Annotated in this window: 23 protein-coding genes and 1 pseudogene; 16 read left to right on the top strand and 8 right to left on the bottom strand. The window is 62.0% G+C overall.

Annotation, left to right across the window (positions count from 1 at the left end; genetic code table 11):
* The first annotated feature begins 19 nt into the window (after positions 1-19).
* From IWX62_RS10590 to IWX62_RS10575, 4 genes are all read left to right on the top strand, one after another.
* Positions 20-1450, top strand: a complete 1431-nt coding sequence (locus IWX62_RS10590; RefSeq protein ID WP_196841491.1) for an APC family permease — start codon at positions 20-22, stop codon at positions 1448-1450.
* Between the two features lie 18 nt (positions 1451-1468).
* On the top strand, positions 1469-1663 hold the full coding sequence (locus IWX62_RS10585) for a helix-hairpin-helix domain-containing protein (protein WP_196841386.1): 195 nt from the start codon (positions 1469-1471) through the stop codon (positions 1661-1663).
* A gap of 264 nt (positions 1664-1927) precedes the next feature.
* A complete protein-coding gene (locus IWX62_RS10580; protein ID WP_196841385.1) occupies positions 1928-2353 on the top strand; it encodes a GNAT family N-acetyltransferase in 426 nt (141 codons plus the stop codon).
* 31 nt (positions 2354-2384) lie between these two features.
* Positions 2385-2927 (top strand): GNAT family N-acetyltransferase, encoded by a 543-nt coding sequence (locus tag IWX62_RS10575; RefSeq protein WP_196841384.1) that lies wholly within the window; start codon positions 2385-2387, stop codon positions 2925-2927.
* 108 nt (positions 2928-3035) lie between these two features.
* On the opposite strand, the gene IWX62_RS10570 is transcribed toward IWX62_RS10575, so the two are convergent.
* Positions 3036-3494 carry an SRPBCC family protein gene (locus tag IWX62_RS10570; protein ID WP_196841383.1) on the bottom strand — a complete coding sequence of 153 codons (459 nt, stop codon included), beginning with the start codon at positions 3492-3494 and terminating at the stop codon, positions 3036-3038.
* Positions 3495-3957: 463 nt separating this feature from the next.
* Entirely contained in the window at positions 3958-4122 is a 165-nt protein-coding gene (locus IWX62_RS10560; RefSeq protein ID WP_196841382.1) for a hypothetical protein, read from the bottom strand.
* Positions 4123-4377: 255 nt separating this feature from the next.
* Between IWX62_RS10560 and IWX62_RS10555 the strand changes: the two genes are divergently transcribed.
* From IWX62_RS10555 to IWX62_RS10520, 8 genes are all read left to right on the top strand, one after another.
* Positions 4378-5505, top strand: coding sequence for a TerC family protein (locus IWX62_RS10555; RefSeq protein ID WP_196841381.1), 1128 nt, complete (start codon positions 4378-4380; stop codon positions 5503-5505).
* Positions 5506-5999: 494 nt separating this feature from the next.
* Entirely contained in the window at positions 6000-6383 is a 384-nt protein-coding gene (locus IWX62_RS10550; protein WP_196841380.1) for a helix-turn-helix transcriptional regulator, read from the top strand.
* 173 nt (positions 6384-6556) lie between these two features.
* Entirely contained in the window at positions 6557-7141 is a 585-nt protein-coding gene (locus IWX62_RS10545; protein WP_196841379.1) for a dTMP kinase, read from the top strand.
* Positions 7138-7605 (top strand): succinate dehydrogenase hydrophobic membrane anchor subunit, encoded by a 468-nt coding sequence (locus IWX62_RS10540; protein ID WP_196841378.1) that lies wholly within the window; start codon positions 7138-7140, stop codon positions 7603-7605. The genes IWX62_RS10545 and IWX62_RS10540 overlap by 4 nt, the downstream gene beginning before the upstream one ends.
* A 148-nt stretch (positions 7606-7753) precedes the next feature.
* Positions 7754-9064, top strand: a complete 1311-nt coding sequence (locus IWX62_RS10535) for a hemolysin family protein (protein WP_196841377.1) — start codon at positions 7754-7756, stop codon at positions 9062-9064.
* A 355-nt stretch (positions 9065-9419) separates the two neighbouring features.
* Entirely contained in the window at positions 9420-9770 is a 351-nt protein-coding gene (locus IWX62_RS10530; RefSeq protein WP_196841376.1) for a cytoplasmic protein, read from the top strand.
* Between the two features lie 83 nt (positions 9771-9853).
* Complete coding sequence (locus IWX62_RS10525) at positions 9854-10609, top strand: ZIP family metal transporter (RefSeq protein ID WP_196841375.1); 756 nt, start codon at positions 9854-9856, stop codon at positions 10607-10609.
* A gap of 72 nt (positions 10610-10681) precedes the next feature.
* Entirely contained in the window at positions 10682-11755 is a 1074-nt protein-coding gene (locus tag IWX62_RS10520; protein WP_196841374.1) for a DNA polymerase IV, read from the top strand.
* Positions 11756-11760: 5 nt separating this feature from the next.
* Here the strand turns inward: IWX62_RS10520 and IWX62_RS10515 are convergent, their stop codons facing one another.
* From IWX62_RS10515 to IWX62_RS10505, 3 genes are all read right to left on the bottom strand, one after another.
* Complete coding sequence (locus tag IWX62_RS10515) at positions 11761-14319, bottom strand: polynucleotide kinase-phosphatase (RefSeq protein WP_196841373.1); 2559 nt, start codon at positions 14317-14319, stop codon at positions 11761-11763.
* Entirely contained in the window at positions 14316-15737 is a 1422-nt protein-coding gene (locus IWX62_RS10510) for a 3' terminal RNA ribose 2'-O-methyltransferase Hen1 (RefSeq protein WP_196841372.1), read from the bottom strand. Before IWX62_RS10510 ends, IWX62_RS10515 begins: the two co-directional genes overlap by 4 nt.
* 98 nt (positions 15738-15835) lie before the next feature.
* The gene (locus IWX62_RS10505; protein ID WP_196841371.1) at positions 15836-16393 is read right to left on the bottom strand and encodes a dihydrofolate reductase family protein; all 558 of its coding nucleotides are present in this window, start codon (positions 16391-16393) and stop codon (positions 15836-15838) included.
* A gap of 138 nt (positions 16394-16531) precedes the next feature.
* Between IWX62_RS10505 and IWX62_RS10500 the strand changes: the two genes are divergently transcribed.
* Positions 16532-16927, top strand: coding sequence for a DUF7793 family protein (locus IWX62_RS10500; protein WP_196841370.1), 396 nt, complete (start codon positions 16532-16534; stop codon positions 16925-16927).
* 20 nt (positions 16928-16947) lie between these two features.
* Here the strand turns inward: IWX62_RS10500 and IWX62_RS10495 are convergent, their stop codons facing one another.
* Entirely contained in the window at positions 16948-17298 is a 351-nt protein-coding gene (locus tag IWX62_RS10495) for a DUF7793 family protein (protein ID WP_196841369.1), read from the bottom strand.
* A 453-nt stretch (positions 17299-17751) separates the two neighbouring features.
* Between IWX62_RS10495 and IWX62_RS10490 the strand changes: the two genes are divergently transcribed.
* From IWX62_RS10490 to IWX62_RS10480, 3 genes are all read left to right on the top strand, one after another.
* Positions 17752-18240, top strand: a complete 489-nt coding sequence (locus tag IWX62_RS10490; protein ID WP_196841368.1) for an Lrp/AsnC family transcriptional regulator — start codon at positions 17752-17754, stop codon at positions 18238-18240.
* 64 nt (positions 18241-18304) lie between these two features.
* Positions 18305-18706 carry a VOC family protein gene (locus tag IWX62_RS10485; RefSeq protein WP_196841367.1) on the top strand — a complete coding sequence of 134 codons (402 nt, stop codon included), beginning with the start codon at positions 18305-18307 and terminating at the stop codon, positions 18704-18706.
* Positions 18707-18760: 54 nt separating this feature from the next.
* The gene (locus tag IWX62_RS10480; protein WP_196841366.1) at positions 18761-19462 is read left to right on the top strand and encodes a class I SAM-dependent methyltransferase; all 702 of its coding nucleotides are present in this window, start codon (positions 18761-18763) and stop codon (positions 19460-19462) included.
* Between the two features lie 37 nt (positions 19463-19499).
* Here IWX62_RS10480 and IWX62_RS10475 read toward each other — a convergent pair whose 3' ends face one another.
* On the bottom strand, positions 19500-20063 hold the full coding sequence (locus tag IWX62_RS10475) for a GAF and ANTAR domain-containing protein (RefSeq protein ID WP_333483362.1): 564 nt from the start codon (positions 20061-20063) through the stop codon (positions 19500-19502).
* A gap of 18 nt (positions 20064-20081) precedes the next feature.
* Positions 20082-20251, bottom strand: a pseudogene (locus IWX62_RS10470) (IS30 family transposase); the annotation flags it as partial.

Raw genomic sequence — 20251 nt, 5'->3', positions numbered from 1 at the left:
AGCACCAAGAAGAGGCCCTATTAGTACCGCACCGACTGACACCTCCCTCCTGAAAGTCCTCGGCAACTGGGACGCCTTGGCGCTGGGGTTTGGTGCGATGATCAGGTTTGGTTGGGTGGTGCTGACCGGCGGTTGGATTGCCGACGCCGGCACCATGGGCGCCACGCTCGCCATGATCACCGGTGGCGTCATCATGGCGGTCGTCGGTCTGACCTACGCGGAGCTCACTGCGGCAATGCCCAAAGCTGGCGGCGAACACAACTTCCTGCTCCGCGGGATGGGACCCCGCTGGTCCTTCATCGGGTCGTGGGCCATCACCGGCGGGTATGTCACCATTGTTGCCTTTGAGGCAGTGGCGCTCCCCCGCACCGCACTCTATCTTTTCCCCAACCTCAACCAGGTGCCGCTGTGGGAGATCGCCGGTAGCCAGGTGCATCTGACCTGGGCGCTGGTTGGCGCCGTCGCCGCCGTCGTCATCACCGGGGTCAACATCCGTGGCGTGAAGCTGGCCGGCGTGGCGCAGACCTTCGTGGTGCTGTTGCTACTGATCATCGGCCTGATGCTCGTTTTCGGATCCTTTACCGGCGGGTCCGCGGAGAACATGGAGCCGTTCTTCACTGGTGGGATGGGCGGCTACTTCGCTGTCCTGGTGGTGGTGCCCTTCCTGTTTGTTGGCTTCGATGTGATCCCGCAGTCGGCAGAGGAAGTGAACATTCCACCACGGCAGATCGGCCGGTTAGTGGTTATCGCAGTAGTCCTGGCAACCATCTGGTACGTCATGACGGTGTTGACGACGTCGTCGGCGATGCCCGCCGCTGACATCGCCCAGGCAGACATTGCGACGGCGGACGCGATGGGTGCCTTGTTCGGCAGCGACGTGATGGCGAAAGTGCTCATCGCTGGCGGCATCGCGGGCATCCTCACATCATGGAACTCGCTGCTCCTGGGGGCGTCCCGGTTGATGTACTCGATGGCCCGCTCCGGGATGTTGCCGGCCTGGTTCGGGAAACTGCATCCGAAGTACCGCACGCCCTCCAACGCGCTGCTGTTCATCGGCGGCCTGTCCTTCCTGGCCCCCTTCTTCGGTGAAGCGATGCTGGTCTGGCTGGTGGACTCCGGCGCTCCAAGCATTGTCATTGCCTACCTGCTGGTTGCCATCGTGTTCATCATTCTGCGCCGCAGGGAACCGGCCATGGATCGGCCGTTGCGGGTCGGTGGAGCTGGCAACGGTGGCATCCTGATCGGGTTCGCCGCGGTGATTCTCTGTGTTGGCCTCTTGAGTCTGTACCTGCCGGGTATGCCTGCCGCCCTTACCCCTCCACCGTGGATCCTCTTCGGGCTGTGGTGGGTGCTGGGACTGTTCTTCCTGTTCAGGATTCCCACCGGCATCCGGCCCGGAGCCGATGCTGAGGAGCACCTTCTGGCGCGGCTCAGCCAGAAACGCCGTTAGGTGCCGGGGCCTGGGTAAATGACTACACCACTTGACGGCCTGCCCACGATCGGAATGCCGGCAACGCGCGCGTTGCACGAGGCCGGATACGACTCACTCCGAGAAGTCGCCGCAGTCCCACGAGCCGAACTTGCCCGTCTGCACGGCGTCGGGCCCAAGGCACTTCACATCATCGAGCAGGCGTTGGGTGAGCACGGATTGACGTTGAGCTAAGCGGCCCGGCCGCCGGAGGGTCAGCCGGCGTCGCTGTGGGCCTCCCTGGCGCGGTGCGCTGCCAGTCCGGCCCCCTGCGGGTCTGCGCCAGCGGCGACGTGGACTAGGACCACGCCACAGTCGAGTCCACGAGGAATTGTCTCCCCTCGGGTGTCTTGCCGAGTGCGGTCATTCCTTCCGGCGTCGAACGCGGATCGCCCTCAAGCATCAGAGTCGGCCCCAGTAAGCTCTCGTCCGAGGGCGGAGCCCCGCTACAGTGTTGCCATGACCGTTCGGCACACTTTCTCCACCTCGACCGACCGAATTGATCGGGCCCTCGTCCACCGTTGGCTTAGCGAACAGTCCTACTGGGCGGTGGGTCGGAGCCGCGCAACTCAGGAAGCGGCAATCGCGGCCTCGCGGAACTACGGCGTGTACGACGACGAGACCGGCGCCCAGGTTGCCTACGGTCGCGCGGTGACTGACGGCGTCACGTTCGCCTGGTTATGCGACGTCTTCGTGGCTGCCGAGGCGAGAGGACTGGGTATCGGAAAAATGCTGGCTGCAGGCATCGTCGCGGACCTCGATTCGGTCCAGGTGAAACGCATTCTCCTCTCGACTGGCGATGCGCACGGACTCTATGCGCAGTTCGGTTTCGTGGGGCTCACTGAACCGACACGGATGATGGCACGGGAGTTCTCGATCGACTGATTCCCCTGCTCAGCTGGATTAGGGTTGACCGATGATTGAACCGCGCCAACTCGGTGAAAATGTCAGCCTGCGGCTCCTGCGCCCCGACGATGCCTCTGCTCTTGCGTTAGCGTACGTGCGTAACCGCCAGTACCTTGTGCAGTGGGAGCCTGAGCGCTCCGAGGACTATTTCACCGAGTGGTGGCAGGCCGCCGACATTGCCAGTCGGCTCGCGGCCCATGACACCGGCGAATCGTACCCGTTTGGCATCTTTGCCGGCGACACACTGGTAGGTCGTTTCACCTTGGCCGGGATTGTTCGCGGCCCCTTCCAAAGCGGTGGGCTCGGTTACTGGGTCGATCGCGACTACGCAGGCCGCGGACTGGCGTCGGCCGCAGTACAGGCAATTGTGCAGCTTGCTCGTGAGGATTTTCAGATGCACCGCATCGAAGCCAGTACGCTGCTCCACAACGTCGGGTCCCAGAGAGTGCTCCTGAAAGCGGGATTCAACCTCATCGGGATGGCGCCTCGATACCTCAAGATCGCCGGACAATGGCAAGACCACAATCTGTACCAGACCATCCTGCACGACTAGGGACACCATCCCACCCGCCTCCCACACACCTGGGTTGAGTCAACACGAATGACTGTTTTCCGCCCGGAAACAGGTCATTCGTGTTGACTCAACCCAGGGAGGCGGGGATTAGAGAGACTCGGCCTTCGCCGCAATCTCCGCCAGATCCCTGGCAAGGGCCTTACGCGTCATGGTCATGCCAAGTTTCCCGAAGACAGCCATCGCCAACTTGTTCATCCGGGATGGATTAATCAGGTCAGCGCCGAACGTCATGGTGAGGTCCGTGCCGCCGTCGCGATCCACCAGGGTCATGCGTGAGGTGTAGTCCGCGCCGCTCTGCAGCCCCTTGACCGTGGTGCTCCGCGGTGGGTCGGCCTGCGAAACCCACAGTTCAACGGTTTCGGACTTGCCCATCATGGTGCGGGTTTCTTTCCAACGCGTCCCCTCGCCGTACGGGCCGTCGCTGAGCATCTGAACCGAGTCGATGCCGGACAGGGTCGCGGCCGAGTTGGGAATGTCAGAGATAACAGCCCAAACCTTATCTGCAGGGGCGTTCACGTGCTGGGAGAGGCTCATTGAGTGGTCCATAGCATTGAGCCTAGTCTTCGCGGGGTATTGATGGTGCCGGCAAAACCACTGCTGGACGGGTTCTCGCCCGGCGTCTTGCTGGCGTTGGGGATCCGGTGATCTTTCGCCTGAAGTCCCCTGGCCCACGGGTGATGAATAGATGGTGTGCCAGGTGGAAGATCCATCCCCCCTGCAGCCCGTCTGGATGCCTTTGAGAGCGGGATCCGCGCTCTCAACGTGCTTGCCTCCCAACTGCGAGCCAGCACCCCGTTTTCGCCTCTGCTGACAGCCACTTCAGCATTCAGAAGTCCGCTTCGATCCTCGGCGGGGATTCGACGCTGTCATTTCGGTCCCCTGCGGGCCAGACCATCGGATGAGCCCCACCGCTCTCGCCGACCGTCCGCTACCGACGGTCGATCGTTGCGGGTGAAATCCGCACCGACGCAGTGGCGGTGTCGTCGTTGACATCGAATCAACCGTGCCGTCACAGCTGCGGCACCAGATCCGGCAGCAGATCCGGCAGCAGCCGTCCGCACGTCGTGCCCTGCACCGCCCAGCACAACGGAGCCAGATTGTTCTTCTTCCCAGCCCGCCCCGAACGCCCATACCGGGTCGCCATCGCCCTCGTCACAGCCTCGCGTTGGCCCATCGTTAGCTCCAGAACCGCAGGCCTACCACCACCACCAGGGAACGCGGTCACCGCAGACGCACCGCCACGCGCGCATGTTTCACGATTCAAAGCTGATCCTTGACGCTGATAGATGAAGCGTGGTTCACTTATTCAGTACACGGAGGGGAGTATCCCCTAGTTGCCCCGTCGTCATTACGGCTCTCAACGGCCCGGCGCGCAAAGCCCTTTACAGGCTGGGAAAGACCTCCGATCGAATCGATCGGAGGATTTTTAATGGATGTCCCATTCTGGGTATGGGCCGCGGTACTTGGCTTCATCGTCGTCATGCTTGCCGTTGACCTTTTTGCTCACCGCAAAGCCCATGTCATTGGCGTGCGGGAGGCAGCCGTCTGGTCCGGTGTATGGGTGGCGTTCGGGGTAGCGTTTGGTGTGCTGGTGTGGATGAACTGGGGCGCCGAGTTCGGCCAACAGTATTTTGCGGGTTACCTCATCGAGAAGTCCCTCTCGGTAGATAACGTCTTCGTGTGGGCCATCATTTTCAGCTACTTTGCCGTCCCACGGGAGTTTCAGCACCGAGTGTTGTTCTTGGGCGTGCTGGGCGCCCTGATCTTCCGAGCAGTCTTCATCGCCGCCGGCGCCGTACTCATCCAGAACTTCGCGTGGATCCTCTATATCTTTGCCGCCTTCCTGCTCTACACCGGGTACCGGATGATCCGACAGCGCAATGAACACCTTGATCCTGAGAAGTCTGCTGTCCTGCGACTATTCCGCCGGTGGATTCCCATGACCGAGGCCTATCACGGACAGAAACTGCTGGTGCGCCGTAACGGTGTCCTGCTGGCCACACCGCTTCTGGCGGTTTTGGTGTTGATTGAGGTCACCGACGTGGTATTTGCCGTCGACTCGATTCCTGCGATTTTCGCAGTGACTGACGAGGTGTTCCTGGTCTTCACCGCCAACGCCTTCGCGATACTGGGTCTTCGCGCCATGTACTTCCTGCTGGCCGACCTGATCCACCGTTTCATTTATCTTAAAATCGGGTTGGCCCTGGTGCTGATCTGGGTCGGCATCAAGATGCTCCTCAAGATCGATCTGTTCTACATCCCCACGACCATCTCGCTGGCTGTGGTTGCAACCATCCTCACGGTCTCCATCGTGGCTAGCCTCCGCGCCACCCGCGGGCAGGGCAGGCAAGCTTTCCCCCAGCCCGCCGACCCTCCGTTCCGGGTGGCCACCAAAAAAGAGAACGCCGCTTTGGAACCGGTATGGCAGCGGCGCCGCACCAGAGCGCACGCCGACGAGCGCACCGACACCAGAGCCGGCGCTACAGATGCTACAGAAATGGACAGCGAGGTCGAAGAGGACCGCGAACCCTCAACCAAGGACGGAGGTCCACGATGACTACGGTCGTGCTCCACCCGCGTCGCCCCATCGTCGCCATCATCACCCATAAATCGCATGCAACAAGCGTGGCTCATACTTCGGTCGGAATAGCTTCAGAGCAAGACTGGCCTCTACTTCTTCTAGTGCCCATCCAACGGCCGGCGTTCACCACCGACCCAGCGATCGTGGCCAGAATGTATCACCGAGCACTCCGCGACGCTGAAACCCTCGTCGCCCAAGCACAGCAAATACTTGAAGCGGCAGGATTCTCCGGTCCCCCACGTGTGGTGTGGCACAGCGCCAGCTCCTTCAGACGCTCCCGGCCAGCCAGAGCTACGGCCTTGGCCCGTGCCGCTCACCGGGCACATGCCGCCGTCGTCGTCACGCCGATCGACCTGCCCGCGGCGCTGACACGCGGGATGAGAATCCTGTGCCTGAGAGATGATGCCCAGTACAACAGCACACACTGGACGGGGAATGATACACCGGCGTCCACGGAAAGGACCTCTCGAATGTCACCTACTAGGGCAACGAATCCCGCTGAGGAAAGACCGGCCCGTGAGGCAGTTGACCAAGGCGTTGCCCCCACCCGCCGTCCGCCTTGGACCTTTCTGACCAATCACGGTCACGTCCTGATCACCGTGGCCAGAAACCCCGACATGCTGGTGCAAGACATCGCCGAAACGGTCGGGATTACCCCGCGCGGAACGCTCCACATCCTGGGGGAACTTGAAGAGGGCGGCTATATCCACCGCATCAAGTCAGGCCGACGGACCCACTACACAGTGGAAAAACATCAACACTTCCGCCACCCCTCCCTTGCACACCAAGAGATTGGTGCGCTGCTCAACTTTTTCGCTCCTAACGACGGGCGCTTCCACAAGGGAACACCATGAAACCACGGACGGCAGCCCTTCTTGGCACTATTCTTCTCCTGATCGGGACCGTGTTCCTTACTGGTTGCGACGACGCGCTGCTTCCACAAATGCCAAGCGTGGAGAAACAAAACCACGCCGAGAACCAAGACGAAATCGGTCACTAGGTGCGCCAGACAAGAAAGCCATCAGCGATGATCATTGTCCTCACCGGGGTTGATGGGGCAGGTAAAACAACGGCAGGGAAACTACTTGCCGAACGACTCACTGCGGCAACATATCCAGCGATCTTCACAACCAACCAATCAGGCCGCCGAAGCATCACCGAGTGGTGCTACCGAAACAACATCCACCCGCCAGAGGTACTGCTTGACGCGATAGAAACCGGTATCCGCTGCGTAAACGTGGTGATTTCACACTTGCGCGCAAGGAACAACTCTCGGGTAGTCATCATGGACCGGTACCTTTACTGTCAGCTCGCGCTGAGGCGTGTAAGAGGCCTACGCCCGGGCTGGCTACTGCCCACACTCCTCAGATTCCTCCCCACCCCAGATGTTGTTTTCTACTTCGACGTCCACGCGGACACCGCGCACGCCAGGGTGAGTAGCCGGGCCGCGGACACCGAAACGCTCGAGCACCTCACTATGTTCGACAACGCCTACCGAGCGCTTCAAACCTTTCCGTCCTTCATCGTCATCGACGCCAGCCACTCCCCCGGGCAGGTCGTCGATGACATCCTCCAAGAACTCGGCGTGTGCGGTCTGGGCCTTCAGTCGTGAGCTCCCCTCCAGGCACCCCCATCAACTCCGACCGCCGCCAACCGGTCACAAGTAGCAACTTTGAGCTTCTGGCATGGCTGTTCATGCGATGGTCCGGGGCACTCCTTCTGGTCCTGATTTTCGTCCACCTTTTCGTCAACCTCGTCCTCGGCGACGGTATCCAACAAATTGACTTCGCCTTCGTCGCCGGGAAATGGGCCAATCCTTTCTGGCAGTGGTTCGACCTCACCATGCTCTGGCTCGCCATGCTGCACGGCACCAACGGCCTCCGAGTCATCATCAACGACTACGCCGACACCGCCCAGACGCGCCTCATGCTGAAAACCGTGCTGGTTACCTGCTCAGCAACCATCCTTGTCCTTGGAACGCTCATCATCTTTACCTTTGACCCCTGCCCCATCGGGGCTTCCACCGAAGCACTGCCCGAATGGTGCCCGGACGGACCGGAAACGTCAGGCCAATAGTGATGAAGATGCCCCGTTCTGCACAGACGAAGTACATTCTGAGCGCACCCAGTGTGTCATTGGCAGCCAATACCCTTCAGCGGAGACGGCGGTGCCGCGTCGACCCGCCGGACATGAATGACGTGGCCAGGACTGCCGGAGGGGTTCGATGAGCGCAGAGTTGCTGCTTAACATCGCCTTGGTCGTGGTTTTCGTGTTGACCGGCGGCGTGTTCGCGGCTACCGAGATGGCGTTAGTGACGCTGCGTGAGAGCCAGGTCAACGCGATAGCCAGGCGGGGCAAGCGAGGAGAGAAGGTTGCCACGCTTGCTCGTAATCCCAACACGTTCCTGTCTGCGGTGCAGATCGGCGTTACGGTCGCCGGATTCGCGTCCGCCGCTTATGGTGCGTCGTCCATCGCGCCGTCGATCGCGCCACTGATGGTGATGCTCGGGTTGAATGAGCCGACAGCACTCACGCTCGCCACGATCCTACTCACCTTGCTAGTCGCTTACCTGTCGCTCGTGCTCGGCGAATTGGTCCCGAAACGGATCGCGATCCAACGCAACGCACAGTTCGCATATGCAGTAGCGCCGGTGCTGAACAGTTTCGCCCAGCTCATGCAGCCGGTGATCTGGTTGCTGTCCGTGTCGACGGACGCGGTCGTCCGACTGCTCGGCGGCGATCCAAACCAGACCAGCAAAGGTATGTCCGAGAAGGAGCTCCGCGACATCGTGACCAATCATGAAGGGTTACCCGAGGACGAACGCCGCATCCTCGACGACGTGCTCTCGCTCCGTGACCGACAGATTAGCGAGGTGATGCGTCCCCGACCCGAAGTAGTCGCCGTGAGCAGTGGTGGTTCTGTCGGAGAAGCCATCGCACGCATCCAGGAGCTGCCGTTCTCCCGGTACCCGGTCGTCGACCAGTCCCTGGACGACATCGTCGGCTTCGTGCACGTCCGCGACCTTTATGACGTTGCATCGCAAGGCCTGAACACGCCAGTGACCCAGGTCATCAGGCCTATTCCGTTTCTGCCCGCCACTGCTCGGGTCCTTCCGACCCTGACAAAACTCCGCGCACAGAACACCCACATCGCGGTTGTCATCGACGAGTACGGCGGCACGGACGGCATCGTCACCCTCGAAGACCTCGTCGAGGAAGTCGTAGGTGAGATCTTCGACGAATACGACACCGATACCGCGCCGATGAAGCTCGCAGAAGACGGCGGCTCCGTCGACGGTCGACTCAATCTGCAGGACTTCGCCGAGGCAACCGGCATCGAGCTGCCCCGCGGAACGTGGGACACGGTCGCCGGTTTCGTCCTCGACCGCCTCGGTCGGCTCGCCCAACAAGGCGACACCGTCGAAGTCGACGGCGTAACCCTTCAGGTCACTGGCATCGATCGACGACGCATCGCAGAAATACTCGTCCTCCCAGCCGCGACACCCCCTGTTGACAAAGAGACTGGGATGCCCTGAATGGGTCAGGGGGATCAAAGGTGCCTACGCTGCCGTGCAAGAGCGCTACAGCACGATGTGCAGCCCGATCCCAGAATCTGTTGGGTAGGCGGGGGCCGTTCGTCTTGGTGTTGCGGGCCACCATCCCGGGGAATCCTTTGAAAGTGCGCGCGTGGACACTTTGGTTTTGGTCCCTGTTTGCCGGTCCTGAGGGTGAGCAGTTCGGCTCTGAGTGCCTAGTTCTGTCGTTGGATGGGGGCGGGGTTCGACGGCGTGTTCTGCCGGGTCAGTTTCGTCTTCACGGGTTTACGGCCCGTGCCGATGTCGTTCAGGCGCCGTCTTGCCACTCTTCTCCGACGAGCGTAAGTTGCCGTCCATGGCAAAGGATCCCGTCGAAACAAATCCTGACAATTATCGCGTTGTCTTCGAGAATGAGCGGGTCCGTGTCCTCGAATACATGGACTTCCCCGGAAACGTCACCACGGAGCACAGTCACCCCGACAGCGTGATGATCACTGCAAGCGATTTCAGGCGCCGTATCTCCACTCAGGGGAGGTCCATCGAAGTTGAACTTCCGTCCGGAGCCGTCCGCTGGTTGCCTGCCCAAGACCATGTCGGATCAAATATCGGGGAAACCAACACGCATACCTTCTTTGTTGAGCTGAAGGAGTCAGCACCCGCATCCCCACCCGGGTCAAGGGGTCCGCTCGGCCCTAGCGCCGTCTAGCGGAGCAGGCAGCTTCTGCTGGTCTGGGATGCGCATAGTGTGGGCTTGAAGCTCGTCGTTGTCCTCAGGAGAAGGAAGCAAAAATGCCAACGTGGTTGATGGCCCTGATCTGGGGCCTGGCGGGAGGGGCCGCCCTGGTGTTTGGTTGCGCCGTGGCATGGAAGTGGACCATTCAGGCGAAAATCATCTCGTCCATCATGGCCTTCGGCGCTGGGGTACTGATTTCCGCCCTGGCGTTTGATCTCATGGATGAAGCAGTGAGGCTCGGCGGTCTGCTGCCGACACTGACGGGATTCCTGGTTGGGGCCCTGGCCTATGTGGGGGCGAACGCTCTCCTTGCACGAGCAGGAGCGAAACATCGCAAACGATCCGGCGGCCACCAACCCTCTGAGGATGAACAGACCGGGAGCGGGACTGCCATCGCCATTGGCGCGCTCCTTGACGGGGTCCCCGAATCGGTGGTTCTTGGTGTCGGTGTTGCCACCGTGGGCGCAGTCAATCCGGCCATGCTCGCTGCGGTTTTCATTTCAAACTTTCCAGAAGGCCTGTCCAGCGCTGCCGGCATGAAGAAGGCCGGACGCAGCGCGGGATACGTTTTCGGTGTCTGGGGAGGGATCGCAGTACTTTCCGGCATCTCTGCGCTGATTGGTTTTGCGGCGCTACAGAACGCCCCGGACGGACTGGTCGCGGCAATCACCGGCATCGCCGCCGGAGCCATACTGGCGATGATCGCTGACACCATGATTCCTGAGGCATTCGAGGAACACCACCTCCTGACTGGCCTCATCACCGCCGTCGGGTTCCTCACGGCTTTCACCATCAGCAACCTCGGAGGGTAACGCGGCTCCGGGTCCGCCAAGTTCTCGCTGAAAGCTGGTGCTCGTCCGTCGAAGCTGGGGCACACTGGTGACGTGAGCGGAATCCCGTGGGTCCTGCACGTTGATCTCGACCAGTTCGTCGCCGCGGTCGAAGTGCTCCGCCGCCCGGAGCTGGCAGGCAGGCCGATCATTGTGGGTGGGCGGGGCGACCCCACGGAACGGGCGGTGGTGTCGACCGCCTCCTACGAAGCCAGGGCGTTCGGCGTAGGATCCGGAATGCCTTTGCGGATAGCTGCCCGGAAGGTGCCCGACGCCGTGCTCCTGCCCGTCGACCAGGTCGCCTACCTCGCAGCGTCCGAGACAGTTATGGCCACCCTGCGCGACCAGGCGGGCGCCACCGTGCAGGTATTGGGTTGGGATGAAGCCTTTGTCGGTGTTACCACTGGGGACCCGGAAGCCTACGCCCGCCAGATCCAGTCAGCGGTCCTCGAGCGAACACAACTGCATTGCAGTGTCGGTATCGGTGACACACTGGTCCGCGCCAAGGTTGCCACCAACTTTGGCAAACCGGCAGGGGTCTTCCGTCTTACTGCAGTGAACTGGCTCGCTGTCATGGGTGGCAGGCCTACCAAGGACCTCTGGGGCGTTGGATCCAGGGTCTCAGGCCGGCTGGCCACCCTCGGCATCACCACGGTCGCTGAGCTCGCGGCGTCCGATCCGACAGCCCTCGTCCCGGAGTTCGGTCCCAGGATGGGTCCCTGGTATGCGGAGCTGGGCCGCGGGGACGGCGACGACGTCGTCGACGACACTCCGTGGGTTGCCCGCGGTCATAGCCGGGAGACGACCTTCCAAGAGGACCTGACGGAGCAGAGTCAGGTGGCTGATGCCGCGAGGGTTCTGACGGCCCGGGTCCTTGAGGATGTTGAATCCGAAGGCCGGCCTGTCGTTGGGCTGACTCTGAAGGTTCGGTACGCTCCGTTCTTCACGAAGACCCACGCGAAGAAGATCCCACAAACCTCCAACCACAACGAAGTCCTTGCCCGGGCGCTGGAGCTCGCCGGCGCACTCGACGCCGACCGCCCGATCCGGCTCCTCGGCATCCGTGCCGACATGGCAATGCCCGACGATGCACGGGCGGGGCATACGCCGACGCGCGGAGGGTGGTGAAGGGATCAGAGGCGTGGATCCACAGATTCTGACTCCATGGCAAGAACCCCGAATACTGCCTGATGCACCCGCCAGAGCGGTTCGTCGGCAACAAACCTTTCGATTGCTTCCACTCCCAGCGCGTACTCCCGGAGCGCCATGGATCGCTTGTGCCCGACGTCGCGGTCGCGGAGCCGGGCGAGGTTTGCGGGCTCGAGGTAGTCGGGTCCATAGATGATCCGCAGGTACTCGGCGCCGCGCACCTTGATGCCCGGCTGCGCGAGTGACCGGGTTCCGCGGGCAAGACCAGCGGCGGGTTTGACGACCATTCCCTCGCCACCGGCGGTGGTGAGCTCCTCCCACCAGGCTGTTGCGGCCTCTTCGGAACCGGGCGAGTCCAGATCGACGGCGATATGGCGGGTGCGGCGAATCAGCCTCCCGTCGGCCACAGCTAGCTTCTCGGCGACGGCGAGGTGCCACAGATGGTCGCGGCCGAGATGGCTTGCACCCTCGGATGCGAGCAACTGGAACGGCGCGAGCTGCACACCGTCCAGACCGGACACGGGCTGGCTGTACCGCCGGTACGCCTCCCAGTAAGCCTCAGCATTCGCAGCGCGACGCCGGGTCCGGGCCAACAGGTCGCCAACGTCCACACCGCGCCGGGCAGCGACCTCAAGGACCTGCACGGCAGCGGGAAGCGCGGCCGTGGCGGCCGCCGCAACACTCGCGTATTGTTCCCGGATCATGCCCTCGGCCTTGAACGACCATGGCAGCAACTCCGCATCGAACAGGAGCCACGACGCCTCCAGAGTGGCCCACAGGCCGGCACTCTCGACCGCGCGATCGAGCCGGGACAGGAACTCTTCAGTGGTTGGCTCGTCGAAGAATGGACGGCCCGTGCGTGTGTGGACCGCACCGCGCCAACCCTCTGGTCCGCCAAACCGCTTGGGATCGCGGGTCAGTAGCACCACCGCACGGGATCCCATGTGCTTCTCCTCGCAGATCAGTTGGGTGAGACCTTCGCTTCGGTACGCGGCGAAAGCCTCAGCCGGATGCTCCAGGACGTTGCCGCGGGCCGACACGTTCGGTGGGCTCATCGTCGGGGGGAGGTATACGAGACGGCGAGGATCGGTGGCGAACCGGCTCATAACTTCCAGCGCGCCGGCGGCATTCTCCTCGCGGATGCCCACCTTCCCGAACGCTCTCGTCTCGATGATCTGCTTGCCGAGGACGTCGTCAATCCGCAGGAGACCAGGTTCGCGTTGCCGCCCACCGCTGCCTGAACCGTCACCGGCAGTTTCGCGTCGCACCAAGGGCACCGTCGGCTCATACCAGATTTGGTCAGCCGGCACGTCGACGACTTCTTTTTCGGGATAGCGCAGTGCACTGAGTTTTCCCCCGAAAACGCAGCCAGTGTCGAGGCACATGGTGCCGTTCACCCATTCGGCTTCAAGGGTGGGAACGTGACCGTAGAGGACGGTCGCGCGCCCCCGGTACGCGTCCGCCCAAGGCAGCCGGACAGGCAGCCCATACTCGTCGGTCTCCCCCGTGGTATCGCCGAACAGCGCAAAGGCCCGCACGCGGCCCGACGCCCGCCCGTGATACTTCTCAATCAGGCCGGCATGGGCCACCACCAGGCGCCCGTCGTCGAGCACCAGATGCGACACGAGATCCCGACAGAAGCGCAGCACCTCGCGCCGGAACTCCTCCGATTCCTGAGCCAGCTGGGCCAGCGTCTCGGCCAGCCCATGGCTGACTTGAACCTTTTTGCCTTCCAGGGCGCGGACCAGTTTCGCTTCGTGATTGCCGGGTACGGCCAAAGCGTGCCCGGCGTCGACCATTCCCATCACCAGCCGGAGCACGCCGGGAGAATCCGGGCCACGGTCAACAAGGTCACCGAGGAAAATGGCACGGCGCCCCTCCGGATGGGAGGCGTCGATGGGGCGTCCCGCTACGTCGCGGATAACACCATATCCGAGCTTCCCCAGCAGACTCTCGAGTTCGGACCGGCAGCCGTGGACATCACCGATGGCATCGAACGGACCGTGCTCCTCGCTGCGGTTGTTGAGCAGGGATTCACGGACGAACCTCGCTGCAGCAACCTCGTCGGCGCCCGACAAGACGTGAACCCGCCGGAATCCCTCCTTACCGAGGTGCTTCAGGGACCGCCGGAGCTGGTCGTGCTGGCGCTTCACCACTGCGGCGCCGAAGGATCGGTCGGGGCGTGCAGCGTTCCGTTCGACACACACCGCCTGCGGCACATCGAGGACGACGGCGACGGGCAGCACATCATGCTCGCGGGCGAGCCTGATGAGGGACCGTCGCGCTTCGGGCTGGACGTTTGTGGCGTCGACCACGGTCAGCAGTCCTGCGTCAAGCCGTTTCCCAATCACAAAGTGGAGCGCTTCGAAAGCGGCAGACGTCGACGCCTGGTCATTCGGGTCGTTGGAGACTAGCCCACGGAAAAAGTCACTCGACACTGTCTCGAAGGGTTCGAAGTGCGCGGCAGCAAACGTGGACTTTCCGGAACCGGAGGTGCCGATGAGCAGGATGAGCGACATCGCGGGGATGGGTAGGGTGGTCATCGGTCTGTCACCTTTCGGAAGAGCGCGAGCTGGGTGGCTGCGCCAAGGGTGGGGTGGACATGGCCAACAGTGCGGTACTCGACTCCATACCCGTTCCTTGCCCCTATTTCCTCCGCCCACGCCGAAAACTCGGCCCGCGACCATTCGAACCGATGGTCGGCGTGCCGAAACGTTCCGGCGGGTAGTGAGTCGAACAGCGTGTTGTATTCGCTGTTCGGTGTTGTGACGATCACCGTCTGTGGGGCAGCGGCGGCAAACACCGAGGATTCCAGGGCGGGCAGGCGTTCCGGGTCCAGGTGCTCGACGACCTCCATCAGAATCAGGGCATCGAGGCCTGCGATGCGGTCGTCCTGATAGGTAACCGAGGACTGGATCAACCGCACCCTCGCCCGCTGACGATCACTCGCCTCCCGGAGGTTGAGCGTCCGTTCGGCCCGGGCGAGCGCGGTCGAGGAGACATCAGCGCCGATCACCGCCGTGAGAACGGGGTCAGCGACCAGTCGTTTGAGCAGCGTCCCCTCCCCGCACCCCACGTCTGCGACTGTCCGCGCTCCGACGTCGCGCAGCGCAGTGACCACCGCGTCTGCGCGCTGCAGTGCCAGCGGGGCCGGGCGCGGGTCATCTGCCGCGACGGTGGCAGCAATGGCCGGGATGTCATCGAGCGCGCTGAGCCTGGACTGCGCGGCCAGCAACTCCCCCGCCTCATCAATCATCGAACGCTGGTGTGCCAGATACCGGTGCGTGATGAGCTCGCGCAGCGGGTGATCGGACAGCCAGCCGTCTCCGGCGCGAAGCAGCTTGCCAACCTCGTCCTCGGACACCCAGTAGTGCTTGGCGTCGTCGAGTACTGGAAGGAGAACATACAGGTGTCGGAGCGCTTCGCTGACCCTCACGTTGCCGCGCAAGACGAGGTCGACGTACGGTGAAGCACCCCACTGGGGAAAATCGGGGTCCAGCGGTACCGCCGTCTCGTCAACCTGCCAGCCGAGGGGCTCGAACAGTTGTGCCACAAGACCTTCGGTTTCACGACCACGCGCCGGTAGTGCGGCGACCGTGATCTCCAGGGGCAACGGGGAGGAGGCGAGTTCAGGGAACGATTCGCTCGTGCCGTTCATCGCCGTGCGGAACACCCGGCCAATCGCAACAGCAACCATCGACGACGAGGCATAGGGCCGGTCATTGACGTACCGGGCGAGAGTTGCGGAGTCCCGTCCACGGAAACGCTTGTTGCGGACCAGACCTATGGGATCGACCTCAAGGAGCATGGCGACGGTGCAGCGCTTGTCAGATGCCTCCGGGTAGAACACGTGTGCCGTGCCCACGCTGAGCGCAAACTCCTGCGCCCGGTCAGGGTGCTTGTGGAGGAGGTGGCTCAAAGTGGAGGCGTTGGGCGCGGTCGAGGTGACGGTGACGAGCACGCGGCTCCTTCCATCGGGACGGACGATAGCCGCAGTCTATGGGATGACCGCGAAGGACACGTCTCGACATCCCCCGCTGTGTCGCTGGCCCGTCCTGCCTAGCGTGCCACGTAGCGCGCGTAGATCAGCCCGCTGTCGAATGCGCGTTCTTCGACCAGATCGAGATCGAGGCGCACGCCGTCGGGAAAGAACCGTTTGCCACCGCCGACGACGCTCGTGGTGATGAACAGGTGATATTCGTCGACGAGGCCGGCTGTGATGGCCTGGGCAGCCAGATGGGGGCCGTCAACACTCAGGTCGTGATCAGACTCGGCTTTGAGCGTGCGCACCACGTCCGGGTCGAACGTCCGCTCGATCCTGGTCTTCGCGCTGGACACCGACTCCAGGGTGGTTGAATACACGACCTTTTCCGCGGCCTGCCAGTCGTGGGCGTACTGAACAATGTGCGGTGGAGCGTCGGGCTCGGTGTGCGCGGTCTCCCAAAAGACCATCGTCTCGTAGATGCGACGGCCGTAGAGGAAGGTGCGGACGGGGCGAAAAAGGTCGCCGATGAAGGTGTGTACCTCCTCGTCCTCGGCCCCCCGGCCAAGGTTACCGTCGGCCGCTTCGGCATAGCCGTCTAGAGAAGTGATCATCGAGTAGATAAGTTTTGCCATGCACCTCTCCCTAGGATGACGGGTCAAGCATGTCAGCCGGTACGTTCGATGGGTAGACCCCGCAGCCGCCTCATTCGACCGGATTCAACGTAGCATTTCACTATCGGCGAGGCCGCGAGACAGCAGACAGGACATGTGATGACCGAAGAAGAGGGCCCTCAGCCGTTTTCACTAAGTTTTCGTGACGGCGGTTACCTGCATGTGGAGTGGGCTGAGGGACACACTGTGACCGAACAGGACGCCCGCAGTCTCATGGACCGTGTTGCACAGCTGTCGCCATCGGTGCGCCCGCCGATGCTGGTCCACCTCAACAATATGGTCTCGCTGAGCAGACCGGCCCTGCAGGCTTTCGCAACTGAACTCAAGGTGTCTGCGTTGGCCATTGTCGGTCTCACCGCCGTGGACCGCGCGATCACTACTTTCTTTACCGCGGTGCACGAACCCAACTACCCAACCCAGTACTTCGAAAGTTCCGCCGCCGCCGTCCAGTGGCTGCTTTCTCCGCCAGGATTATCCGGCCCTTCGGGCCAATAGGTTGGGAACGCCGCCCGCCACTAGTGGGCTGCCTCCTGAAGCCAGGCGACCGCCTCGTCCTCCGAGGTGAAGTACTGGGTCGGTGTCGCGGAGGTGTAGGCGAACGCGGTGATGACCATGGCAATGGGGTCTATGCCCAGAACGGCGGTGCGGGTCGAGCAGGTGTCGTCGATGAGTAGCTGGCGGGCTGCTGGGGTGATCCGGGTCATCGACCCGATGTGCACCAGGAGTGGCTGTTTCTGCATCGTCGACACAGCATCCACCGCACTGATGGTCGACCTGACATCACGGCCATACATGGTGATGCCTGGTGCCCACCGTAGGCGAAGAAAGGTTGGCTCCCTTGTCAGGGTGAAACGGGGCTCCAGCATCACATCCAACCGCTCGTTAATGCATCAAGACTCGAATTCAATCCGTTACCCCAGTTTCAGAAGAGACACCCGACCGACAGGCCGCTGTACTGATGGTACTGCCCGTTGTGACCCACTTCACGCGGGGTTCCCGCACGCCCGCCAGCACCACCCTGCCCATCTAATCCGTGGTGCTGTTGCTGCCCCGTTACAAAGAGTCCGCAGCAGGGATGTCGCGGCAGACTGGATGCGCTCTTTATGGGAGCACGTTTCCCGCAACCTTGAGGGGTGTACTCGCTGGTTGCTCCTCAGCCGAGGAAGGGGATGTCCTCCTTGACCGTTCTGTCTTCTATTGAGCACCAAGTCCATCTGTCTGAGCAACAGTCGAAGTTTTCAGTAGTCAATTTGACTAAGATAGGAACCACAGGTCCGATAACCCTAGTCATCCTGACTGCATCGAAGGAAGGAGAACCAATGGTCAGCCTCAAAGACCAGCGCCCCATCCGGGACGCAATTGATCGTGCTGTCCTGGAGGCGCTCGACGCTGATTCCAGAATGACCGTGCTGGCCATCGCCCACCGTACAGGCCTAGCACGTGGCACCGTCCAGGCCCGTCTGGAGCGGTATGAGCGGCAGGGGGCCCTCAGGGATCACAGTGTGCGTATCGTTCCCGAGGCCCTCGGCCTCTTCATATCGGCGCATGTAGCCGCAGAGCTCGATCAGCACAGGATCGATGTCGCGGTGGAAGGCCTCCGTGCTATTCCAGAGATCATCGAGTGTCTAGCACCTGCGGGAGAGACCGACCTCCTGTGTCGTGTGGTTGCACGCGACCCGGACGACCTGTACCGGGTGTCAGAGGAGATCCGTCTCTGCCCAGGGATCTTGCGAACCAGAACCAGCATGTTTCTCCGCCAGCCGATCCCCTACCGGATGAGTCCGCTGCTCGCTACCCTGAACAGTTAGAGCAAGGAATGGGTGGCACGGCGTGCCTGCCTGTTCACACCGAGGTCGTCCTTAGGATGGGTCCATGACCGGCCCGCAGATCTACATCAATTTCCCCGGTACCGCCCGTGAAGCCCTCACCTTCTACGCGGGTGTCTTCGGCGGTGAACTATCGCTCCATACCCTTGAGGATTTCGGCCGGCTGGACGGCCCGCCTGGGGCGATAGCTCACGGGGTCCTTGACGGCGTCGTCGTTCTCGCGGGATCCGACGCCCCAGAGGGAGGAACGAGTGTGCGGTTCGAAGGACTCATGCTGTCCTTGTTGGGGACAGCTCAACCTGACATACTCCATGGGTGGTTCAACAAACTTGCCGACGGCGGCAAGGTGATTGACCCGCTTGCTCCGAAGCCGTGGGGCGCTTCAGATGGCCAGGTCATCGACCGTCATGGCCTCCACTGGCTTGTCGGTTACGAGCCTGAGCCGTGACCGACGGGAAGTAATCTACGATCGTGATCCCCCTTCCGAAAGTATGAGGAATCCATGTCGCAGGACACCAATTACGACACCTTTGCCGAGGCATACTCGGCCGAGAATGAAACCAGTTTGCTCAACGCATTCTATGAACGACCGGCGACGCTACAGCTCGCAGGCGATGTTCGTAACCGTCGCATTCTTGACGCCGGGTGTGGCTCCGGAGCATTAGCCAAAGCCCTCGTCGATCGCGGTGCCGCGGTGACCGGATTTGACGCCAGTCATGCGATGGTCAGTCTGGCCAAAGACAGACTCGGCGAAACAACTGACCTAGTTGTGGCCGATCTGGGTCAGCCTTTACCCTTCGACGATAACGCGTTCGACGATGTTGTCGCATCCTTGGTCTTCCACTATCTGGAAGATTGGGCGGGCCCGCTGAGGGAAGTCCGACGCGTGCTACGGCCAGGTGGCAGACTCATCATGTCGGTCAACCATCCGATCCTCTTTCCATGGAATAACCCAGGCACCGACTACTTCAAGCCCACGAGATACTCGGATGAATTTGTGTTCAACGGAAAACCGGCTGTCCTGACGTATTGGCACCGACCACTGCACGCAATGACTGATGCTTTCACCAGCGCCGGATTCCACATCGAAGCAATAAGCGAGCCGCCCTACGCCGCTGACACGCCTCCGGAGCTCATCCCTTCACCGTTGAAGGAGCGGGACTCGTTCCTTAGCTTTATCTTCTTCGTCCTGCGCAAGAACTAAGCGGCGAACCCCAATCTGCTGCAGAGTGCCGGCAATCCTACAGAGTGAGGGATCTGTCGACGACCCTACAGGCCGTCTCCTGGAGACTCAGCCGATTTGATCTTGAGTACCCGCGCAAACGAACGAAGGCCTCATTCATGTTTAGGCCGGCCGTCTGGGAGATGACATCTTTCGCCTGCTCAATCACGACGCGACTGTGCAGCGCTCGCTGCAACTGGCTATTGATTTCGGCGCTTTCGCGGAGGGTGCGCGCCTGGAGCAGACCTACTGTTGCAACGTCCGCCAGAGCCTGCCCGATGACCGATTCTCCTTCGGTCAGCACGCGAGCCGTCCGGCCAAACAACCCCATCGCGCCAACAGTCTGATCGCGCACCCGCAACGGAATTGCATGGACGGAGTGGAACCCCTGGCTTGCCGCCGCAGTCCTGAACACTGGCCACCGCCCGGCGAGGGAGTCAATGTTCTCGACGGCGACCTCTTTTCCCGTCCTGAAGCATTCAATGCACGGACCCGCGTCGGCTTCGAGTTGCAGGATCCCCACCAGTTGGCTTGCCTCGCTCGTCGAAGCGACCACCCGCAGCTCCCCATAGGGGTCAACCAACAAAAGGCTCGCTTGGTGTCAAGCGGTGGTAGCAACATTGTCGTTGAGTAGTTTGGTGAATACTTCTCGTGGTGTGAGGTAGCCCAGGGTGGCGCGGGGTCGGTCGTTGAGTTCGTCGGCGATGGCGTCGAGGTAGGGCTGGTGGCTGGTGATCTCGATGCCTTTGGGCAGGTACTCCCGGATGAGGC

This window comes from Arthrobacter sp. CAN_A1 (genome assembly GCF_015751665.1).
Taxonomy (GTDB): domain Bacteria; phylum Actinomycetota; class Actinomycetes; order Actinomycetales; family Micrococcaceae; genus Arthrobacter_D.
This window is presented reverse-complemented; position numbering and strand designations above follow the sequence as displayed.